General features: G+C 72.0%; 16 protein-coding genes. 10 read left to right on the top strand and 6 right to left on the bottom strand.

Annotated features, from left to right (window positions below; all coding sequences use genetic code 11):
- Positions 1-26: 26 nt before the first annotated feature.
- A complete protein-coding gene (locus tag COUCH_RS30965; protein ID WP_249608733.1) occupies positions 27-953 on the bottom strand; it encodes an SMP-30/gluconolactonase/LRE family protein in 927 nt (308 codons plus the stop codon).
- Between the two features lie 132 nt (positions 954-1,085).
- On the opposite strand from COUCH_RS30965, the gene COUCH_RS30970 reads away from it, so the two are divergent.
- The 5 genes from COUCH_RS30970 to surE all read left to right on the top strand — a co-directional run bounded on the left by COUCH_RS30970 (position 1,086) and on the right by surE (position 5,446).
- Positions 1,086-2,003, top strand: a complete 918-nt coding sequence (locus COUCH_RS30970; protein ID WP_249608734.1) for a cation diffusion facilitator family transporter — start codon at positions 1,086-1,088, stop codon at positions 2,001-2,003.
- A 63-nt stretch (positions 2,004-2,066) separates the two neighbouring features.
- Positions 2,067-2,378, top strand: coding sequence for a hypothetical protein (locus COUCH_RS30975; RefSeq protein ID WP_249608735.1), 312 nt, complete (start codon positions 2,067-2,069; stop codon positions 2,376-2,378).
- 46 nt (positions 2,379-2,424) lie between these two features.
- Positions 2,425-3,441, top strand: a complete 1,017-nt coding sequence (locus COUCH_RS30980; protein ID WP_249608736.1) for an acetylserotonin O-methyltransferase — start codon at positions 2,425-2,427, stop codon at positions 3,439-3,441.
- Positions 3,442-3,508: 67 nt separating this feature from the next.
- On the top strand, positions 3,509-4,429 hold the full coding sequence (locus tag COUCH_RS30985; protein WP_249608737.1) for a PfkB family carbohydrate kinase: 921 nt from the start codon (positions 3,509-3,511) through the stop codon (positions 4,427-4,429).
- 168 nt (positions 4,430-4,597) lie between these two features.
- Positions 4,598-5,446, top strand: coding sequence for a 5'/3'-nucleotidase SurE (surE, locus tag COUCH_RS30990; protein WP_249608738.1), 849 nt, complete (start codon positions 4,598-4,600; stop codon positions 5,444-5,446).
- 18 nt (positions 5,447-5,464) lie between these two features.
- Here the strand turns inward: surE and COUCH_RS30995 are convergent, their stop codons facing one another.
- Both COUCH_RS30995 and COUCH_RS31000 read right to left on the bottom strand, forming a co-directional pair.
- A complete protein-coding gene (locus COUCH_RS30995) occupies positions 5,465-6,355 on the bottom strand; it encodes a serine/threonine-protein kinase (RefSeq protein ID WP_249608739.1) in 891 nt (296 codons plus the stop codon).
- A 137-nt stretch (positions 6,356-6,492) separates the two neighbouring features.
- Entirely contained in the window at positions 6,493-6,861 is a 369-nt protein-coding gene (locus tag COUCH_RS31000) for an STAS domain-containing protein (RefSeq protein WP_249608740.1), read from the bottom strand.
- Between the two features lie 426 nt (positions 6,862-7,287).
- Here COUCH_RS31000 and COUCH_RS31005 point away from each other — a divergent pair, with 426 nt between their 5' ends.
- From COUCH_RS31005 to COUCH_RS31025, 5 genes are all read left to right on the top strand, one after another.
- Positions 7,288-7,752, top strand: coding sequence for a hypothetical protein (locus COUCH_RS31005; RefSeq protein ID WP_249608741.1), 465 nt, complete (start codon positions 7,288-7,290; stop codon positions 7,750-7,752).
- 71 nt (positions 7,753-7,823) lie between these two features.
- Positions 7,824-8,399, top strand: a complete 576-nt coding sequence (locus tag COUCH_RS31010; RefSeq protein ID WP_249608742.1) for a YdeI/OmpD-associated family protein — start codon at positions 7,824-7,826, stop codon at positions 8,397-8,399.
- A gap of 451 nt (positions 8,400-8,850) precedes the next feature.
- Entirely contained in the window at positions 8,851-10,395 is a 1,545-nt protein-coding gene (locus COUCH_RS31015) for a serine/threonine-protein kinase (RefSeq protein WP_249608743.1), read from the top strand.
- Positions 10,396-10,673: 278 nt separating this feature from the next.
- Positions 10,674-11,534, top strand: a complete 861-nt coding sequence (locus tag COUCH_RS31020; protein WP_249608744.1) for a MerR family transcriptional regulator — start codon at positions 10,674-10,676, stop codon at positions 11,532-11,534.
- Between the two features lie 111 nt (positions 11,535-11,645).
- A complete protein-coding gene (locus COUCH_RS31025; RefSeq protein ID WP_249608745.1) occupies positions 11,646-12,560 on the top strand; it encodes a hypothetical protein in 915 nt (304 codons plus the stop codon).
- A 52-nt stretch (positions 12,561-12,612) separates the two neighbouring features.
- On the opposite strand, the gene COUCH_RS31030 is transcribed toward COUCH_RS31025, so the two are convergent.
- From COUCH_RS31030 to COUCH_RS31040, 3 genes are all read right to left on the bottom strand, one after another.
- Positions 12,613-14,394 carry a bifunctional metallophosphatase/5'-nucleotidase gene (locus COUCH_RS31030; protein ID WP_249608746.1) on the bottom strand — a complete coding sequence of 594 codons (1,782 nt, stop codon included), beginning with the start codon at positions 14,392-14,394 and terminating at the stop codon, positions 12,613-12,615.
- Positions 14,395-14,488: 94 nt separating this feature from the next.
- Positions 14,489-18,469 (bottom strand): WD40 repeat domain-containing protein, encoded by a 3,981-nt coding sequence (locus tag COUCH_RS31035; protein WP_249608747.1) that lies wholly within the window; start codon positions 18,467-18,469, stop codon positions 14,489-14,491.
- A gap of 12 nt (positions 18,470-18,481) precedes the next feature.
- Positions 18,482-18,793: a CU044_2847 family protein gene (locus COUCH_RS31040; protein WP_249608748.1), complete on the bottom strand. Its 312-nt coding sequence runs from the start codon at positions 18,791-18,793 to the stop codon at positions 18,482-18,484.
- Between the last annotated feature and the right edge of the window lie 7 nt (positions 18,794-18,800).

The raw sequence follows: 18,800 nt of genomic DNA on the forward strand, positions 1-18,800 counted from the left end.
TGGTTTGGACGGGGTGAGGGCCGCTCTCAGGGCCGCGGCACGGCGACCGCGGTGTACGGGGTCGTCGGCGTGGGCGTGGTGGTGAAGCGCGCGTTCGGCAGGTAGAGGCGCTTGCCGTACTCGGCGATCGTGGTCGGGACGTCGAAGCCGGGGCTGGTGGTGCGGCTGACCACGGTGCCCTTCGTCGCGTGCCGGTTCAGCTGGATCCTCGCGACGACGTTGAGCCGGTTCTGCACCACGTAGAGGGTGGCGCCGCGCAGCCACAGGCCGTCGCCGTTGGGCACCGACTCGCCGCCGAGGTCGATCTCCCTGGTCACGCCGCTGTACGACGTACGGAAAAGCTTGCCCGTGCCGGACTGCACGACGATCAGGCCGCGCCCGTCCGGGGTGCCCGTGATGCCGTTGGCGTTGATGCCGTCGGCGTAGACGATGGCTCCGGTCAGCGGCACCGGCACCGCCTCGGCGGGCAGGCTGCCGTGGCGGCCCAGCGGCAGCTTGAACAGCACCGGGTTGGTCGAGTCGGTGAACCAGGCCGCCCCGCCGGTGAGCGTGACGTCGTTGATGAACGACGGCACGGTCTGCAGCCGGTACGACCGCAGCACCCTGCCGGTCGCGGCGTCGAGCACGCGGGCGTCGCCCCCACTGCCACCGGCGACGAACAGCCGGCCACGGTGGTCGATCTTCATGCCGAGCGACGGCGTGCCGGGGCCCTGGCTGATCACGTCGCCGCGGCCGGTGCGCAGGCTCACGCGGTAGATGTCGCCGTCGGCGCGGGAGCCGAAGTACGCGTACGGCAGCTTGCCGATGGCGATGCCCTCCGGCTGGAAACCGTCGGGGAGCCGGACCACCGTCGGCCAGAAGCCGCTGTGGGTGGGGGCGGCGGCCGCGGACGGCGCGGCGGCGGTGACGGCGAGCGCGGTCAGGGCAACAATCGCGAGGGTGCGTCTGGACATGGGGGTGGTTCCCTCCAGGCGAGGCGGTTTGGTGAGTCATACCCCGGCAACGACAATCGAGTTCAACTTGCATACATAGCGATACGAACATACGTTTGCCGGGGCGCGGGGCGAGGACGGAAGGTGGGGGGCATGGGAGCCGGGCACGACCACGGCGGGCAGGCGCTGCGCGCGGGCGAGCGCCACCGCTCGCGGCTGTGGTGGGCGGCCGGGCTGCTGGCCGCGTTCATGCTGGTCGAGGCGGCCGCCGCGCTGCTGAGCGGATCGCTGGCGCTGCTCTCCGACGCCGGGCACATGTTCACCGACGTCCTCGGCATCGCCATGGCGCTCGCGGCCATCCACGCCGCCGGCCGCGCCCACACGGACTCGCAGCGCACCTTCGGCCTCTACCGGCTCGAGGTGCTGGCCGCCCTGGGCAACGCGCTGCTGCTCACCGGCGTCGCCGTCTACGTGCTGGTCGAGGCCGTCCGGCGGTTCTCCGACCCGCCGCAGGTGCCGGCCGGGTCGATGCTGGTCGTGGCCGTCGGCGGCCTGGTGGTCAACCTGATCGCGTTCGGGCTGCTGCGCTCGGGCGCCAAGGAGAGCCTCAACGTGCGTGGGGCGTACCTCGAGGTCGTCGGCGACCTGCTGGGCTCGGCGGGCGTGATTCTCGCGGCGGTCGTCATCGCGACCACCGGATGGGCGTACGCGGACCCGATCGTGGCCGTGATCGTCGCGCTCATGATCCTGCCCCGGACGTTCGCGCTGGCCCGCTCCGCCGTGCGCATCCTGGTGCAGGCCGCCCCGGCGCACCTCGACATGACCCGGGTGCGGGACCGGCTGGCCGCCGTGCCGGGCGTCTGCGACGTGCACGACCTGCACGTCTGGACGCTCACCTCCGGCATGGACGTGGCATCGGCGCACCTGAGCCTCGTCCCGGACGCCGACCTCGGCTCAGTCCTTGCGTCCGCCCGCGAGGCGCTGCACGATGATTTCCACATCGACCACGCGACGCTGCAGGCGGAGCCGGTCACCGCCGGCCACCGATCCTGTACGCCCGCAGGCTGGTGAACCAAGTCCCGAAACCTCCTCGCATCCCTACACTTGGTCACTGACCAACAGCGGAGGGACATCATGAGTCAGTCGGTCATCCATCAACCCCGAGTGGCCTGGGACGGCGCCCGCGCCTTCGTCCGGGCCGCCGGCGGACCGGGCTACGACGCTTTTGCCGGCCGTATCCTCAGCCGGCTGGGCACCGACCTCTACGGCGAACTGTCCAACACCCGTCAGCGCCTGCTCGCGGCGTCGGTGGAGAGCAGTGACAACGACCGCTTCGCCGTGGACATCGAGGCCAGCCGGTGGCGCGTACGCCTCGAGGACCTGCTGCGCAACCGCCCGGACCTCATCCCCGTCGTCCAGCAGCTCACCGAGGCGGCGCCCCGGTAGCGCCGGATCCTCGCCAGGACGGGGCCCATTTGGGATCATCTGCACCATGGTGACCCCCACGCCCCTCATGGACCTGGTGACCGGTTTCTGGAGCTTCAAGACGTTCGCCGCCGCGGTGGAGCTCGACCTGTTCAGCAAGCTCGCCGGTGGGCGCACGCTGACCGTCGCCGACGCCGAACGCGAACTCGGCCTCCCCGAGCGGCCGGCCGACCTGCTGCTCACCGCGTGCGCCTCGCTGGGCCTGCTGGAACGCGCCGGCGAGGGCTACCGCAACTCCCCGCTCGCCGAGGAGTTCCTCGTCCGCGGGCGGCCGTACTACTTCGGTGGCCAGGTGCGGTACTGCGACCAGCGCACATACCTGCCGTGGCATCGCGTCGGGGAGGCGCTGCGCTCGGACAAGCCGCTGACCTGGGACCCGGCGAGCCAGGAGTCCATGTTCACCACGGCGGAGCCGGAGCTGCTCGGGACGTTCTGGGAGGCGATGCACTCCACCTCGATCTTCACCGCCCGGGCGCTCGGCGAGGCCGTGGACCTGGGCGCGTGCCGGCGGCTCCTCGATGTGGGCGGCGGCTCGGGGGCGTACCCGATCGAGCTCTGCGAACGTTTCCCCGGGCTGACCGCGACCGTGCTGGACCTGCCGCACGTGTGCGAGCTGGCCGCCGGCAAGATCGCCGCGGCGGGGCTCACCGACCGGATCGCCACCGTGCCCGGCGACTTCCTGCGCGACGCCGCCCTGCCGGACGGGCACGACGTGCTGCTGCTCAGCATGATCCTGCACGACTGGGACGCGGCGACGAACCGGGAGCTGCTGGGCAAGGCGTACGCCGCACTGCCCGCCGGTGGCCTCGTGATCATCTCCGAGTTGCTGCTCGACGCCGACCGTACGGGACCGGCGCCGGCCGCGCTGATGGGGATGAACATGCTGGTCGAGACGGAGGGTGGCCGGAACTATGCGGACGCCGAGTACGCGGAGTGGCTGGCGGGCGCCGGCTTCGCGGACATCCGTACGGTCCGCTTCGAGGCACCCGGCGCCAACGGCGTCGTGCTGGGCCGCAAGCCATAAATCTCCGGATCAGTCCCGCACCTCGGGCCAAAGGCGTAAAACTGTCCCCATGGGTAACAAAGGGGTCATGGTCTTCGTGCCTGCGCCCCAGCTCACCGTGACCATCGAGCAGCAGCACGACAAGGCCGAGCTGCACGTGCACCCGGGCGGCCAGGGCGTCTGGCAGGCCCGGATGATCACCCTGCTGGGCGCGCAGGTGACGCTCTGCGCGGCGGCCGGCGGCGAGGTCGGGCGCGTGCTGGAGCCGCTGCTCAAGTTCCACGGCGTCACGCTCAAGACCATAAAGCGCGACACGGGTACGGGCTGGTACGTGCACGACCGGCGCAGCGGCAAGCGCGAGGAGCTCGCCGAGGACCCGGGGCAGCCGCTGTCGCGTCACGAGATGGACGAGCTGTACAGCCTGGCGCTCGCCGAGGGTCTGCGCGCCGGCATCGCCGTGCTCAGCGGCCCGGCCCACCCGTCCGTGGTGCCGCCGTCGGTCTACCGGCGCCTCGCCACCGACCTCGGCGCGAACGGCTGCAAGGTGATCGTGGACCTCTCCGCCGCCCACCTGGCCGCCGCGCTCGAGGCCCGCCCGCACGTGGTCAAGGTCAGCCACGAGGAGCTGATCCGCGACGGCATGGTGCGCGACGGCTCCACGAAGTCGCTGACCAAGGCCCTCTTCAAGCTGCACGACGACGGCGCCGAGGTGGCGCTGGTCTCCCGCGCCGGCGACGGGGCGCTCGCCCTCATCGACAACACGGTGTACGAGGTCGACATGCCCCGCATGGTCGCCGCCGAGTCGCGCGGCGCGGGCGACTCGATGACCGCGGGGGTCGCGGCGGTGCTGGCCCAGGGCGGAACCCTGTGTGACGCTGTGCGTACAGGGGCCGCCGCCGGCGCCCTCAACGTCACCCGCCACGGCCTCGGCACGGGCCGCATCGACGCGGTCCAGGTCCTGACGGAGCGGGTACGGCTGACCCCCGCCGCCGCGAAGGTACCGGCATGACGGACTGCACCGAGCCTCGCCCGCGCGAACGGCCCCCAGCCGCGACCGTGAGGGCCAGGAGGGCATGCCAGGAAGGCACAGCATGACCGACTGCACCGAACCACCCCCGCGCGAGCGGCCCCCAGCCGCGACCGTGAGGGCCAGGAGGGCATGCCAGGAAGGCACAGCATGATGAAGGCTCCGCGGATTCTGATCACCAATGACGACGGGATCGATGCGCCGGGGATCAGGTGGCTGGCGCGGGCGACGGCGCGGCAGGGCTTCGACGTCGTCGTGGCCGCGCCGCTGACCGAGGCCAGCGGCACCAGCGCCGCCATGACCGCGGTGGAGAAGAACGGCCGTATCCATGTGCAGCCGCGCGAGCTGCCGGGGGCCAAGAACCTCCCCGCGTACGCCGTCGCCGCCTCGCCCGCGTTCATCGTGATCCTCGCGCTGCGTGAGGCCTTCGGGCGTACGCCGACGCTCGTGCTCTCCGGCATCAACCGCGGCGCCAACGCCGGGGCCGCGGTGATCCACTCGGGTACGGTCGGCGCCACGCTGACCGCCTCGCACGCCGGCCTGCACGGCATGGCGGTGTCGCTGGACGTCCTGTCCCCGGCGAACGGTACGGCGGGCAGCGGGGGCCAGGCGATCGCCGACCTGGACAAGGCGGACGACGAGCAGCGCCACTGGACCAGTGCGGCGGACCTGGCGGTGAAGCTGCTGCCCACGCTGACCCACACGCCGCCCGGCACGGTGCTCAACCTGAACGTGCCCGACATGCACGTGGACGGGATCCGTGGGCTGCGGCGGGCCCGGCTCGCCCGCTTCGGCCAGGTGCAGATGAGCATCGCGGAGGCGGGCGAGGGCTTCGTCCGCACGGCGGTGCAGGCGGCGGACGAGCCGCTGGAGCCGGGTACGGACCTGGCGGCGCTGGCGGAGGGCTACGCGTCGGTCACCCCGATCCGGGCGCCGGGCGAGGCCACCGACGTGAAGATCAACCTGGAGAACATCGTCGTGCAGACGCCGGCCATCTGAGCGGGCGGCTCTCCCGGTTCAGTTCACCGAGGGCTCGAGCGGGCGGGCTTCGTCGAGCAGGCGCCACAGGTCCAGTGCGACGTCCACGCTGGCCGGGCGGTCCTCGGGGCGCTTCGCCATGCAGGCCCGGACCAGGTCGCGCAACCGCGGCGGCAGGCCGGGGATCGCCAGCACGGGGGTGGGCGCCAGATGCGCGGCGCGCCCCGCGGCGACGATCGTGGCGGCCACCGCCGGCGGGTACGGCGACCGGCCCGTCAGCATCTCGTACAGCAGTACGCCGAGGGTGTAGACGTCGTCGGCAGGGCGGGCGAACGCCGTCTTCGGGTGCGAGGGCGGCGCGCCACGGTCCCGGCCCGGCGCGACCGTGCGGAAGTAGGGCAGAGCCGGGGACTCGGTGATCCCGTCGCCCGGGCGGGTGGCCGTGGCCAGGCCGAAGTCGATGATCTTCACGCCGTCGGTCGCGAGCATGACGTTGCGGGCGGACAGGTCCCGGTGCACGACGCCCCGGCGGTGGGCCACGGCGAGGACGTCGGCGGCGGTCGCGGCGATGCGGACCGCCTCCGGCCATTCCAGGCGGCCCCCGGCCAGGCGCTCGGTCAGCGGTACACCGTCGAGCAGCTCCAGCGCCACGTACGGGACGACCGTGCCGTCCGGCAGCGGCGCGTCGCCGTACTCGAAGACGCGGGGGACGCTCGGGTGCCGCAGCCGGTCCGTGATGAGGGCTTCGCGGCGGACGTCGTCGCGCGCGCCGGGGTCGCCGGCGAGCGTGGGTGCAAGAATCTTGACGGCGAGCTTGCGGCCGCGAACCGAGTCGACCGCCCGGTAGACGGTGGAGACCCCGCCCTGACCGATCGCGCCGATCAGGACGTAGCGCCGCAGGATGGCCGTACCCATCGGAAGTCGCGCCACGATCAGGCACTATTCCGTAACGGCCAGCCCGGGGACAAGTCGCCACAGACGGGCTTAACGCGACGATCACTCGCGGTCAGGCGGCGAATACGGGCGCGGTGCCGCGTACCCCGCGAATGTCGGTTTTGCGCCTGCGCTCAGGCTCCCGGGACGAGCGTGCGGTGAGCCGGGTCACCGCAGTCCGTGCAGGGCTCCGGCGCGCCGAAGAGGCCGAGCAGGCCGGTCACCCACAGCTGACGGTGCGCGAACCGGCTGGGGCGGGTGACCACGAGCTTGACGCCGCTGACGCTGGCGAGCTGGAAGGCGGCCACCAGGGCGGAGATCCCCACGGAGTCGATGAAGGTGACGCCGTGCATGTCGAGCTCGATGCGCTGCGGCGCGGCGGCGGAGAGCTGCTCCGCGACGGCGTCCTTGATCTCATACGCGTTCTCGACGTCGATCTCGCCCATCGGGGCGACCTCCACCACACCGGTGGACTTCGTCGACGTCGTTATCGACAGCGTCACGCCTAACCTCCACCCGCCCGGGTGCGCCCGGGCGTCTCTCCTCGGAACGAGGGGCCGCTGAACTGCCGTGCGGGCCCTCGCCGGGGGCGGCGGTGACTACCCCCGTCGGGTCCGGTGAAACTGCACCGGACAGTAGTGCTCGAACCTGGCAGGTGGCTGTGCGCCACGTATGAACCGGAGCAAGCCTACCTAGGGATGTCCACCGTTTAACCTGACGTGACGCTGTCCACATCCGACAGTACGGCGGGAATCGAGTCCGAATAGCGAGCTTTGTACGGTCCTGCGTCGCGGACCCGGCCGCCCGTTCCCCCGGGGTTCACGGCACCGGCCGGTGCTGTTCGGGTCACGTTTGCGATTCCGGCCCCTTGGGCACCTCCGGATCAGTGACGGAGCGCCGTACCCGGCGATTGCAGGAGGTAGGAGACGATGTTCTCTCGCAAGGGCAAGGCCGAGCGCACCGCCGCCGAGGCCTGGGACTACCTGTCGTCGGCAATGGCATCGGCCGGCGAGAGCGCGAAGGAGACCGGCAAGGCGACCGCGGGCGTGGCCGGCGCCAAGGTCGCCGAGCTGGCCGGCAAGGCGACCCAGCAGAGCCAGAAGCTCGCGGGCAAGGCGTCCCGCCGGAGCAACAAGCTGGCCGGCAAGGCGGGCGCCCGGATGAACGCCGCGACGGACGAGGCCTGGGCCCGCGCCAACCTGGCCGCGAACGCCCTCGCCGGTCGCAAGCCGGGCCTGCCCTGGGGCGTCATCATCGGCGCGAGCCTCATCGGCGTCGCGCTGGGCTGGGCCGCCGCCTCCACCGCCCGGGCCGCCGCCGAGCGCCGGGCCGAGAACGAGGAACTGCAGCTGGCGGAGACGGCGATCGTCAGCACGCCGACGTACGACAGCTGAGACTGGCCGCCCGGGCGGAGCCCCTTGCCGCCCGGGCGGCTTTGTCGTACCCCGGCCCTAGGGTCCTCGGCATGGAAGCCGTGTTCTTCACCTCCGAGGCCGACCTGCGGACCTGGTTCGAGAAGCACCACGCCGACGCGCCCGAGCTGTTCGTCGGCTACTACAAGAAACACACCGGCCGGTCGAGCGTGAAGCACACGGAAGCCATCGCGCAGGCGCTCTGCTTCGGCTGGATCGACAGCATCGCCCGGCGCATCGACGAGGACCGCTACCAGGTCCGCTTCACGCCACGCCGCCCGGGCAGCGTGTGGAGCGCCGTCAACGTCGCCAAGATCGCCGAGCTGACCGCGGCGGGGCTGATGCACCCGGCCGGGCTGGACGTCTTCGAGAAGCGGAAACCCGACAAGGTCGCTACATATTCGTACGAGCAGCCGGCGGACGCTGTCCTCGACGAGGAGCAGCTCACCCGGTTCCGGAAGGAGGAGAAGGCATGGCAGTGGTTCGACGCACAGCCGGCCTCCTACCGGCGCGCCGCGGCGCACTGGGTGGTGAGCGCGAAACGGGCCGACACGCGGGAGCGCCGGTTCACGCAGCTGGTCGCGGACTCCGCGGCGGGCCGGACCGTGCCGCCCCTCACCCGCCGGTGACTCCCGCCGGTCGCGCCGCATTTCCGGCCGCTCCCCCGGCGACCGCTGCCCCGGAGACCGCTGCTTCGACGGCCGCTGCCCCGGCGACCGCTGCTCCGGCGGCCGCTGACCCGGCGACCGCTCCCCGACGCGCCGCCCACCTGGCCGTTTTGTTCCGCCGGCGCGGGACTGCCTCGTTTTTCGTCAATCCGGGCTCTTCCGCGGTCGAGCGCGGCTCGGCGCAGCGATCACCCACCGGATCGCCCCTGCCACTCACGGCGTCGGGGGCGCGGTTCGGCGTACGATTTCCACGTTTTTCGTCCGATTGCCGACGGCTCTCCGGCGTGCCCGATCCGCAACCCACCGACCTCGCCCAGGGACGTGGGGAATCTGTATCGTTGTGCGCGGCTCGCGCGGTGGCCGGGCCCCTCATGATCCGGTCGTGGCGACACCCGAGTAGATAGGTCCGCTGGTGCTCAGTTCGGGAAGTCTCCTGGACAACCGCTACCGGTTGGACGAGCGTATCGCCACCGGTGGCATGGGTGACGTGTGGCGGGGCACCGACGTGGTGCTCGGCCGGACGGTCGCCGTCAAGGTGCTGCGGACGGCCATGCTCGCCGACCCGGAGTTCGCGGCCCGGTTCTACGGCGAGGCGCGGATGATGGCCGCGTTCCGGCACCCCGGCGTCGTCGAGGTGTACGACTACAGCGCCGGGAACGCCGAGGACGAGGACCAGTGCGCGTACCTGGTCATGGCCTTCGTCGACGGCGAGCCGCTGTCCGCCCGGCTGAAGGAGCAGGGCCGCCTCGGCGTCGGCGAGACGATGTCGATCGTGGCGCAGGCCGCCGACGCGCTGCACGCCGCGCACGAGAACGGCACCGTGCACCGCGACGTCAAGCCCGGCAACCTCATCGTCAAGCCGAACGGCGCGGTGATCCTCGTCGACTTCGGCGTGGCCCGCTCCGCCCAGGTCACCAGCGTCACCGGGCTGAACGCCATCGTCGGCACCGCGCTGTACATGGCACCCGAGCAGGTGGCGAAGGGGAACGTCTCCCCCGCCACGGACATCTATGCGCTGGGCGCCGTGGCGTACCACTGCATCGCCGGAGTCCCGCCCTTCGACGGGGACAACGCGCTGCAGGTGGCGCTGCGCCACCTCGAGGACGATCCCGAGCCGCTGCCCGACAGCCTGGCGCCGCCGGAGGTCCGCGAGCTGATCAGCCGGGCCATGGCGAAGAACCCGGCGGACCGGTTCGCCAGCGCCGCCGAGTTCGCCGAGGCCGCGCTCGCTGCGGCCGGCTCGCTGGAATGGCGTACGCAGACCGGCACGTCCATGACCCGCACCGGGCTGGTACGCCCCTCGACCACCGGCACGACGCTCGGCGGCGCGGCCCTCGGCGGCGCGGCGGCTCTCGGCGCGACCGGTGCCCGGATGCGCGCGCAGTCACTCACCGGCACCGCCCTCACCCGCCCGATGAGCCCCGGCGCGCCCGGCCGCACCATGCCGGTGCAGCGCAACCTGCTCGAGGCGGCCCCGCCGCTCGCCCCGGCCCGGCCCAAGCAGTCCAAGGGCCAGCTCGCCGTGCTGTTCACGGTGATCGCGCTGTTCCTGCTGGCCAGCGGCCTCGGCGTGGCGATCTGGCTGTCCAGCGGGGGCGGCGGCGACGACAACCCCGGCTCCGGAACGGGCGTCGTACCGACCGACACGCAGGACACCGACCAGCCCGACCAGCCGGTCGTCCCGACGGAGACCACCCCGACCAAGGCGCCGCAGCGGCCCAACGGGGCCACGCCGCAGCAGACCCTGACGACGAAGCCGAGCCGTTCGCCGTCACCCTCGGTGCCGACCTCGACCCCGGCCACCCCGACGACGAAGCCGACGACCACGCGGCCGACCACGCCGACGACCACGCCGACGACCACGCCGGCGACGCCCCCGACCACGCAGCCGACCGAAGGCGGGGACGGCGGCGGCGACAGCGGGGGCGGCACCGGCTCGGGCACCGGCACCAACTGACGCCGACCGGCGACCGCTGACCGGCGACCGCTGACCGGGCGCCGCGCGGAGGCGTCCCATCCAGGTCGCTCGGGCGGGGTGCTGCGCCACGGCGGCGGCGCGGCGGCCCCTGCGGCGCGGGCTGGCCCGCCCCGGTGGGGCCGCGGGGTGGCGGCCTGATTCGGTGGGTTGTCAGGCCTGGTCATGGCGGGCGCGCCCACCACGGGGGCGGCTCGGCGGCTAGCTTGTCTTCACCGGCTTGACCCTCACACCGTGTCAGGCCCGATCGTGGGGTGACCATGTTCAGTATCGGAGACTTCGCCGCCCTGGGCCGGGTGTCGGTGCGGATGTTGCGGCACTACGACGCCATCGGGTTGCTCCGGCCTGCTCGGGTCGACGCGGCCAGTGGGTACCGGTTCTACGAGGTGGACCAGTTGCCCGTGCTCAACCGGGTGCTCGCCCTCAAGGATCTCGGCTTCTCGTTGCAGCAGGTGCAGACCATGCTCGACGAGAAGGTCGACGTGGGCGAGCTCCGGGGGATGCTGCGGCTGCGGCGGGCCCAGCTGGCCGAGGAGATGGCCGCCAACACCGCGCGGCTCGCCCTGGTCGACGCACGTCTCCGCATGATCGAGACCGAGGGACACATGGACACCGGGGACGTCATCCTCAAGAGCATCCCGTCACTGCGGGTGGCGGAGCTTTCCGCGCCCGCCTCGAGCTACGACGGGCCCGACATCACCGTTGCGCTCACCCCGCTGTACCCGCAGCTGATGGAGCGCCTGGAACGCCAGGGCATCACGATCAGCGGGTCGCCGATGGCCTACTACCTGCCCGATCCGCGGGGGGCGACGGATGAGGCGATCACCGTGCACGCGGCGTTCCCGATCCGGGGCGACGTGCCGGCGGATCCGGGCTTCGAGGTGGTCGAGCTGCCGCCCGTCGAGCACGCCGCGACGCTGGTGCACCACGGGCCGATGTCGGAGGCGTTCCGGACCGGCCAGCTGCTGGCGAACTGGATCGACGCGGGCGGCTACCGCACGGTCGGCAAGGGGTACGCCCGGGAGATCTACCTCGACTGCCCGGACGACCAGCGGAAGTGGATGACCGAGATGCAGATCGAGGTGACCCCGGGGGACGACCCGGCACGAAACGACGGCTGACGGGGGCGGCGGACCTGGGGGGAACACTCTTCTCAGGTCCGTGGGGTCGTGGCCGATGGAGGGGGCCTGGCACGGCGCTGCACCCGAGCCGCTACCGGAAAGGCCCCCCGAATGACCACGCAGATCCCGTACGGCCCCGTGGGCGCGGAGTACCCGCAGTTCGCCGCGGGACATGCGCAGTACCCGCCGGCCGAGCACCTCGAGCAGTACCGTCCGGCGGCCACGCAGTACGGGGTCGTGGCGCAGGGCGGGCCGGTCGACGAGGCCCCGTCCGGCTACCCGGGGCAGGCCGACTACGACGCCCTGTCCGCGGCATCATCCACCTACGCTGAGCCACCCGGCTACGCAGAGCCGGCCGACTATGCGAGCCCGGCCGGCTACGCGGTACCGCCGAGCTACGCCGCGCCGGCTGGGTACGGTGCTCAGACGCCCACCTATCCCCCGCCGGCCGCGTACCCGACCGCACCCCCGTGGGCGCCGCCGAGCCCCGCGCCCGAGACGCCCGAGCCCGTCGTACCCGTGGCCGCGCCGCATGTCGGTGGGTTGCTGGTGCCGTACCCGGAGGAAATGCAGAAGGCGCCCCGCGCGCAGGCGCCGGCGCTCTGGCCGGTGGCCGTCTTCACGTTCCTGTTCGGGGTCCTCGGGGCGATCTCCGCGGCGCGGCGGGCCGATCAGGCCCGGCGGGGACGCAACGGCACGGCACCCTACTGGGTCACGTTCGTGGCGATGCTCGTGGTCAGCTCGTTCTTCTGGATCGTGACGGGCTTCGCGGTGGGCGTGCCGGCCTACTTGGAGGTGCGGGAGGGAGCCACCGTCAAGGTGCTGCAGGAGAACGTCGTCAGCGACGGGCAGCTGGCGAAGGCGAACATCAGCGCGACGGATGCCGACTGCCGGGCCGCGGGTGACCGGCGGCCCGACGGTACGCGGGACTACCTGTGCCAGTTGACGCTCAGTGACGGGCGTACGGGTCAGGTGATGGTGACGGCCGACGAGCACGGCGACTGGAAGCCGCTGACCGGCCGGTGAGGGACCCGGGAGGGGCGCATCGGGGGATGCGCCCCTCCCGAGCGAGCAGTTCTCAGAAGACGGGTACGCCCTCGCGCACGAGCCGCCAGTTCGGCACGAAGAAGTCGGCCGGGTTGATCTCGCCCTTGGCCTGCGCCCAGTCGATCAGAAGCTGCCGGATCTCCTGCTGCGCGTTGTACACCTGCGCCTTGACGATGCCGGGGAAGTTGCCGCCACCGCTGCGCCGGTAGTTGTTCACCGCGACCACGAACTGGGCGTCCGGGGCGACCGGCGCGCCGGCGATCTCGAGGCGGGTGATGCGGGAGCCGACCGGCTTGCTGATGTCGATGTCGTAGTCGACGCCGGAGAACACGTCGTAGTTGTAGTCCGGCACGCCCGGGTCGCTGATCGTCGCCGGGTCGGGCTGCGCGCCCACCGGCAGCGTCACGAAGTACTTGGCCGAGTACTCGAGGTAGGCCCTGACCTCGGCGCCGGTGAGGACCACGGCCTCCAGCGTGTTGTCGTAGATGTAGAGCCCCGCGACATCCTTGATCTTGACGTCGCCCTGCGGGAACACCGCGGTCCGGCTGAACGGCGCCGCGATCGACAGCACCGGCAGGGACGCGTACGCGGAACCCGCCAGCGCCGCGGTGACCGTGTCGGTCTGCACCTTGTTGATGTAGTCCAGGATCGCCGTGTCCTTGTACCGGGACTCGGCGGCGGACAGCTCCTCCGTGGACGTGGCGACGACCTGGTTCACGTACGCGACGGTCTTGGCGTGCTGGGCCCGCACCGCGGCGAGCACCTTCGGGTCCTCGGTGACGGTGTTCGTGTTGAGCGTGTCGGCCTTCTTGGTGGTGATGCGCCAGCGGCCGTGCTCGCGGACCAGCGTGAAGTCCATGCGGGTGAGGCGCTGGCCCCACTTCGACGGCTCGGAGAGCAGCACCTGCGCGCCCGTCTCGGCGTTCGTCACGAACCGCTGCGGGACGTTGTTGTGCGCGTGGCCGAACAGGATCGCGTCGATGCCGGGGACCTTCTCGGCGATCAGCGCGCTCGGGTTCTCGTTGGGCAGTTCGGGGCCGTAGCTGCTCGTACCGCTGTCGCCGCCGTGCGCGGAGATCAGCACCAGGTCGGCGCCGCGGGCGCGCATGATCGGCACCCACTTCGCGGCGGTCTCGACCATGTCCTCGAAGACCAGCTTGCCCTCGACGTTGGCCCGGTCCCAGATCGCCACGCCCGGGTTGGTGAGACCCAGGATGCCGACGCGCAGCATCGGCGCGCCCCGGCCGAGGGAGACCTTCTTGATCACGTACGGCGTGAAGGCGGGCCGCCCGGTCTTCGCGTCGACGGCGTTCGCGGCCAGCGCCGGGAAGCCGAGCTGGCGGATCCACAGGTTGAGCAGGGGCAGCCCGTAATTGAACTCGTGATTGCCCAGCGTCACGGCGTCGTAGTGCAGCACGTTCATGGCCCGGGCCATCGGGTGCCGCTCGCCGGTCTCGGTGATCGGCTCCTGCTTGGCGTAGTACGTGGCCAGCGGGGTGCCCTGGATCGTGTCGCCGGCGTCGAGCACCAGCGTCGCCCTGCCCCTGCGCTCGGCGCGGATCTGGTTGACCAGCGCCGCCAGCTTCGCCACGCCGACGTCGTTGTGCGCGCTGTCGTCGTACTCGAGGTCCTTGTAGTAGTCCCAGTTGTAGACGTTGCCGTGCGTGTCGGAGGTGCCGAGCACGGTGAGGTCATAGGTCTTGGCGTCGTGGCCGCCGTGCGCCTCGGCCGCCCCGGAGAGGACGACCGGAGCGGCGGCGCCGGCGGCGGCCGCGGCCAGGATGCTGCGCCGCGAGACCGAAGGATTCGCCATGGAAGAACCTTTCACAGAAAGAAGAGAGCACCTCGTGAGCGCCCACCGACGCACGATAACCGCCGATGCATCGATGGGCGAGGGCGGCGGCGCATCAACCGGTGGCGAGCGCCAGGATGCCCCGGTCCAGACCCACGACCAGCGCGCCGCCGACGTACGCACACGCGAGCGCCTGGTGGTGCACCGGGATGACCCGCACGAGCCGGCCCGTCCGCGGGTCCCAGAGCCGGACGGTCCGGTCGAGACTGCTGGAGGCGAGCAGCGTACGGTCGCCGAACTGCACGGCACACACCCCGGTGACCGGCGCCTTGTGTCCGGTCAGTACCCCGAGCGGGGCCGGCTGCTCCGGCGACCAGAGCCGGATCGTCCGATCCGCACCGGCTGACACCAACACCTCCCGGCCGCCCAGCGGGAACGGGGCGAGGGCGTTCACCGTGTCGTGAGCGTGTCGTTCGCCGAGCAGCTCGCCGCTGCGCGGTTCCCACAGCCGGATCACGCCGTCCTTGTCCGCGGAGACGAGCAGGTGCCGGTCCTCGTGGCGGACGGAGGTCAGCGCGGTCACCCAGCTGGCGTGGCCGAGTAACGGACGGGCGAGGTCCCGGTCGGGTTCCTGGTGGACGTCACGGATCCGGACGATGAGGTCATCGGCGCCCGAGGCGAGCAGGCCATCGACGGCGCAAACCGCGTTCACGCGCTCGTGGTGTTGCTTGAATTCCTTGAACAGTTCGCCCGTGTCAGCGTCCCAGAGGCGTACGGCGCGATCCTCGCTCGATACCGCAAGGAGGTGGACGTCGTCGTCGACCAAAGCGGCCACGTCCGTCACCGTGGTGCCGTGCGACGCCAGGGCCAGACGCTCTTCCCCGCTGCCGGGCTCCCATAGCCGGGTCACCCCGTCCCCGCCGGTCGACGCCACGAGCGTCTCCCCCGCAACCGGCATCTCGGCGAGCGCGCCGACCGCGCCCAGCAAGCCACCGTCCATGACCGACTCCGTCCGGCCCGTCGTCGGGTCCCAGAGCCGCACGGCACCGTCATCACCGGCAGTCGCCAGGAAGTGCCGGTCGCCCACGGGCAGATCACAGATCGCCCGGATCCAGTTGGCGTACCCCTTGATGGGCGGCCGTTCGGCACCCGTACGCATGTCCCACAGCCGGATGATGCCGTCCTCGGCGGTCACCGCCAGCACCAGCGTACCGTCCGCCTCGATGGTGCACAGGTCCGTGAGCGGTCCGGCGCCGACGTCGAAGACGGCCACAGCGTCGGCGTAACGCCGGTCCCAGAGGCGTACGGTGCCGTCGTAGCCGGCCGAAGCTACGAGGTCGCCCACCGCGCACAATGTGGTGACCCATCCGGAGTGTCCGGTGAACGTTGTCACCGCCGCACCCGTGGCGGGATCCCACAGCCGGATCGTGCTGTCGAGCCCGGTGGAGGCCACCAGATCGCCGACCCTGCACACTGCCGTCACCCAGTTGGTGTGTCCGCGCAGCGTGGCGACGCAGGTGCCGCCGACCGGGTCCCACAGCCGGACCGTACGGTCGTCGCTACCGGAGACGAGCAGCTCACGACCGTCCTGGAGCGGAAGCGTGCACACGTTGCGGACCCAGTCGCCATGGCCGGTCAGGGTGTGCACCAACTGGCAGTTCCGGGGATCCCAGAGCTTCACCGTGCGGTCGTGGCTCGCTGTGGCCAGCAGGGTGACCGGACCGGCGCGGACGGCGATGAGCCCACGGACACAGTCATCGTGGCAGACGATGACGTGCTCCGTCTGGCTGGTCAGGGGGTCCCACAGCCGCACTGTGCCGTCTTCGCCGGCCGAAGCGAGCATGCTGCGGCCGTCCACCGGCACCGCCGTGACGTCGTAGACCGCGTCCGAATGCCCCTCCAGCACCGTGCGTTCGAGTCGCCTGGGGGTGCGCGCCCAGAGCGCCCGGTACGGCGGCTCCGCGCTCGGCCGCAGATTGCTGGCGAGGCCGTCTATCTTCTCCACGACAGAGAAGAGCGCTGCCCGTTCCGTGGCCGTGGCCTGCAGCGCATGGGGGGTCCGCTGCAGCAGGTGGGCCCGGGCGATGCCGAGCTCGGTCGTCGCCGTCTCGGCGGCGGGCAGGAGACGGTCCAGATGGGCGTGAAGCAGGTAGTCGTCGTCCGCCAGCAGATCGTCGACCAGGCCGGCACGGACGGCGTGCTGAGGCAGGGACCTCAGGAGGTACTCGGGCGCGGTGCCCCATCCGGTGGCGCGGGCGTAGGGCAGCCACGCGTGCACCAGAATGCCGTGTTCGTCCGGCCGTCCCCCGAGCAGGGCCTCGTTGAGCGCCTGATGGAACAACCGGTACGTAGGCGTGGCCGCAGCGCCGCCCTCCACCAGGAAGTTGGCGGCGGACGTACGCGCGAAGAAGGTCAGCTCCTCCTCGGTGATCCGGCCGCCCAGTGCCTCAACAGCCACCCGCCACAGCGACACGGGCAGCCCAGGCGTCTCGGCATAGGCCAGCGCGGCCAACGCGAGGCGAGCGGGCGTCCAGCCGGCCGAGGGCAGGCCGTCGATGTAGTGGTCCAGCGCATCGGCGACCGTCGCCTCGAAGGCGACCGCCTCGGGCGGCACCGCCTGCCGGTCCTGCAGGGCCCGGGCGCGGGCCACGAGCCCGGCAACCAGGAAGTTGCCCCGGGACAGGGCGGCGATCCGGCGGGCCACCGGCACGGCGACGCGCTCGTCCGCATACGGGTTGCCCGGCCGATCCGCGCCGCCGAGCGTCGCGAGGGCGTAGTCGGCGAGGTCGGCCTCGGCGAAGTACTCGGGGGCGTCCAGGTCGATGATCTCGGCGGCCGGTCCGAACGTGGTCAGCAGGTCCCCCATGTCGTCGGCGCGCCGGGTGCCGACGACCACCTGCACGCCCAAGCGGGCGAGCTCGTGGGTGAGGGGAAGCACCACATCCCTGATGAGCTTGCGAGTCTGTCCGGGTGAGACAGCCTCGTCCAGCGCGTCGATGACGAGGTTGAAGCGCGCGGGCCGCCGGCTCAAGCGCCCGCGCAGCGCCGGCATGAGGTCCGCCGGGTCGGCCGGCAACGCGACTGCAGCGGCCCGGGCGATCTCCGTGGCGACCTCCAGGGCGCTCTTGCCCTTGGCGTGCACGGCGCAGGAGACCGAACCGACGGTCGCCGTCACGGCCGTGTCGCCCGGGGGCAGGGCGGTGTGCACGGCGGCGTCCGCCGTCGTGACGATCCGGCCCAGCACGGCGGACTTCCCCACGCCGGGCGACCCGGTCACGATGAGCGGACGGGCCGGCGGGGCGGCGACGTCGAGCCAGGTCCTGATCATCCGGAGCGCGGTGGCGCGACCGCGGAAGCGCGATCCACCCTCCCCGTGCACCGCGACGCCGCGGGCTCTCGGGAGCCAATGGCGGCGCGCTTCCTCGTCGTCGGCCAGGACCCAGCCCCACGCCGCGAGGGCCGCGTCGCCCGCATCCTCGGCCTGCCACCCGGCCAGCACCGACAGTTTGAGATCGGGCAGCTGGTCATCGGCGTGGTACAGGGTGAGCGCGTGCCCGTTGCCGTCGCCCTCCGCGACGATCAGCCCAACGACGGCCTCGTAGTCGTACGACCACAGCGCCCCGCCGCTGAAGCCCTTCTTGAGCCCGGGCGCGGACGAGCTGTCGAGCTGCACCAGGCCGTAGCCCAGCGGATCGCCCACAGTGCCGCTGGCCGACCCACCGTGCGGGCCGCCGCCCGGGAACCCGAACGCCCACCACGAGTTGCCGCTCAACTCGTGTGGTGCGGCGCAGCGCAGCCGTGCAGGGCGGACCGACGGTGGGGCCGGCGCCAGCAGCTCCAGCAGAGCGACGTCGACCTGTCTGGACGCGGCTCCGTCGTGGGCGAGACGGGCACGACACCGTTGCAGCGGACCGACCCCGCGGGCCTTCGGGAACGCGATCCAGACCTCGTCGCGGACCTCGCCCTCGGCCCACAGGACGTGGGCGCACGTCAGCACCTGGTGCCGGTCGATGACCACCCCGGCGCCGAGCGGCGTCGTGTCGGCCTCAGTGGCGTGGACCGCCACCGTCCACGGGTCCGCGGGCGCCTTCGTCATGGCCGGCTCCGGTCAGCCCCGGCCGGCGGGGCCCGGCTTCCAGATCATGGTGACCTCGAAGTTGGCCTCGGTGGCGGCCTTGGCGAGCACCCAGTTGGCGGTGCCGCTGACCTTGATGCCGAACTTCACCTCGACGGCGTCGGGCGCCGCCTGGCGCACCTCGTCCAGCACGACCTTGGCGGCTGCCACCGCCGGCGCCGCCGATTCCCGGACCGTTGCGACGATGTCACCCACGCCTGCGGGCCGATATCCGTCCACCGGCTCGATCTCGATCTGGGCGACCGTGTCGGCGTCGACTCGGTACCGGACGACTTCGGACGACATCGGTCGA

Origin of the sequence: Couchioplanes caeruleus (genome assembly GCF_023499255.1) — a bacterium.
Lineage (GTDB): Bacteria > Actinomycetota > Actinomycetes > Mycobacteriales > Micromonosporaceae > Actinoplanes > Actinoplanes caeruleus_A.

Coding starts and splice junctions, on each gene's coding strand:
- COUCH_RS30965 (WP_249608733.1), bottom strand. CDS start 953: ATGTCCAGACGCACCCTCGCGATTGTTGCCCTGACCGCGCTCGCCGTC.
- COUCH_RS30970 (WP_249608734.1), top strand. CDS start 1,086: ATGGGAGCCGGGCACGACCACGGCGGGCAGGCGCTGCGCGCGGGCGAG.
- COUCH_RS30975 (WP_249608735.1), top strand. CDS start 2,067: ATGAGTCAGTCGGTCATCCATCAACCCCGAGTGGCCTGGGACGGCGCC.
- COUCH_RS30980 (WP_249608736.1), top strand. CDS start 2,425: ATGGTGACCCCCACGCCCCTCATGGACCTGGTGACCGGTTTCTGGAGC.
- COUCH_RS30985 (WP_249608737.1), top strand. CDS start 3,509: ATGGTCTTCGTGCCTGCGCCCCAGCTCACCGTGACCATCGAGCAGCAG.
- surE (WP_249608738.1), top strand. CDS start 4,598: ATGATGAAGGCTCCGCGGATTCTGATCACCAATGACGACGGGATCGAT.
- COUCH_RS31005 (WP_249608741.1), top strand. CDS start 7,288: ATGTTCTCTCGCAAGGGCAAGGCCGAGCGCACCGCCGCCGAGGCCTGG.
- COUCH_RS31010 (WP_249608742.1), top strand. CDS start 7,824: ATGGAAGCCGTGTTCTTCACCTCCGAGGCCGACCTGCGGACCTGGTTC.
- COUCH_RS31020 (WP_249608744.1), top strand. CDS start 10,674: ATGTTCAGTATCGGAGACTTCGCCGCCCTGGGCCGGGTGTCGGTGCGG.
- COUCH_RS31025 (WP_249608745.1), top strand. CDS start 11,646: ATGACCACGCAGATCCCGTACGGCCCCGTGGGCGCGGAGTACCCGCAG.
- COUCH_RS31030 (WP_249608746.1), bottom strand. CDS start 14,394: ATGGCGAATCCTTCGGTCTCGCGGCGCAGCATCCTGGCCGCGGCCGCC.
- COUCH_RS31035 (WP_249608747.1), bottom strand. CDS start 18,469: ATGACGAAGGCGCCCGCGGACCCGTGGACGGTGGCGGTCCACGCCACT.
- COUCH_RS31040 (WP_249608748.1), bottom strand. CDS start 18,793: ATGTCGTCCGAAGTCGTCCGGTACCGAGTCGACGCCGACACGGTCGCC.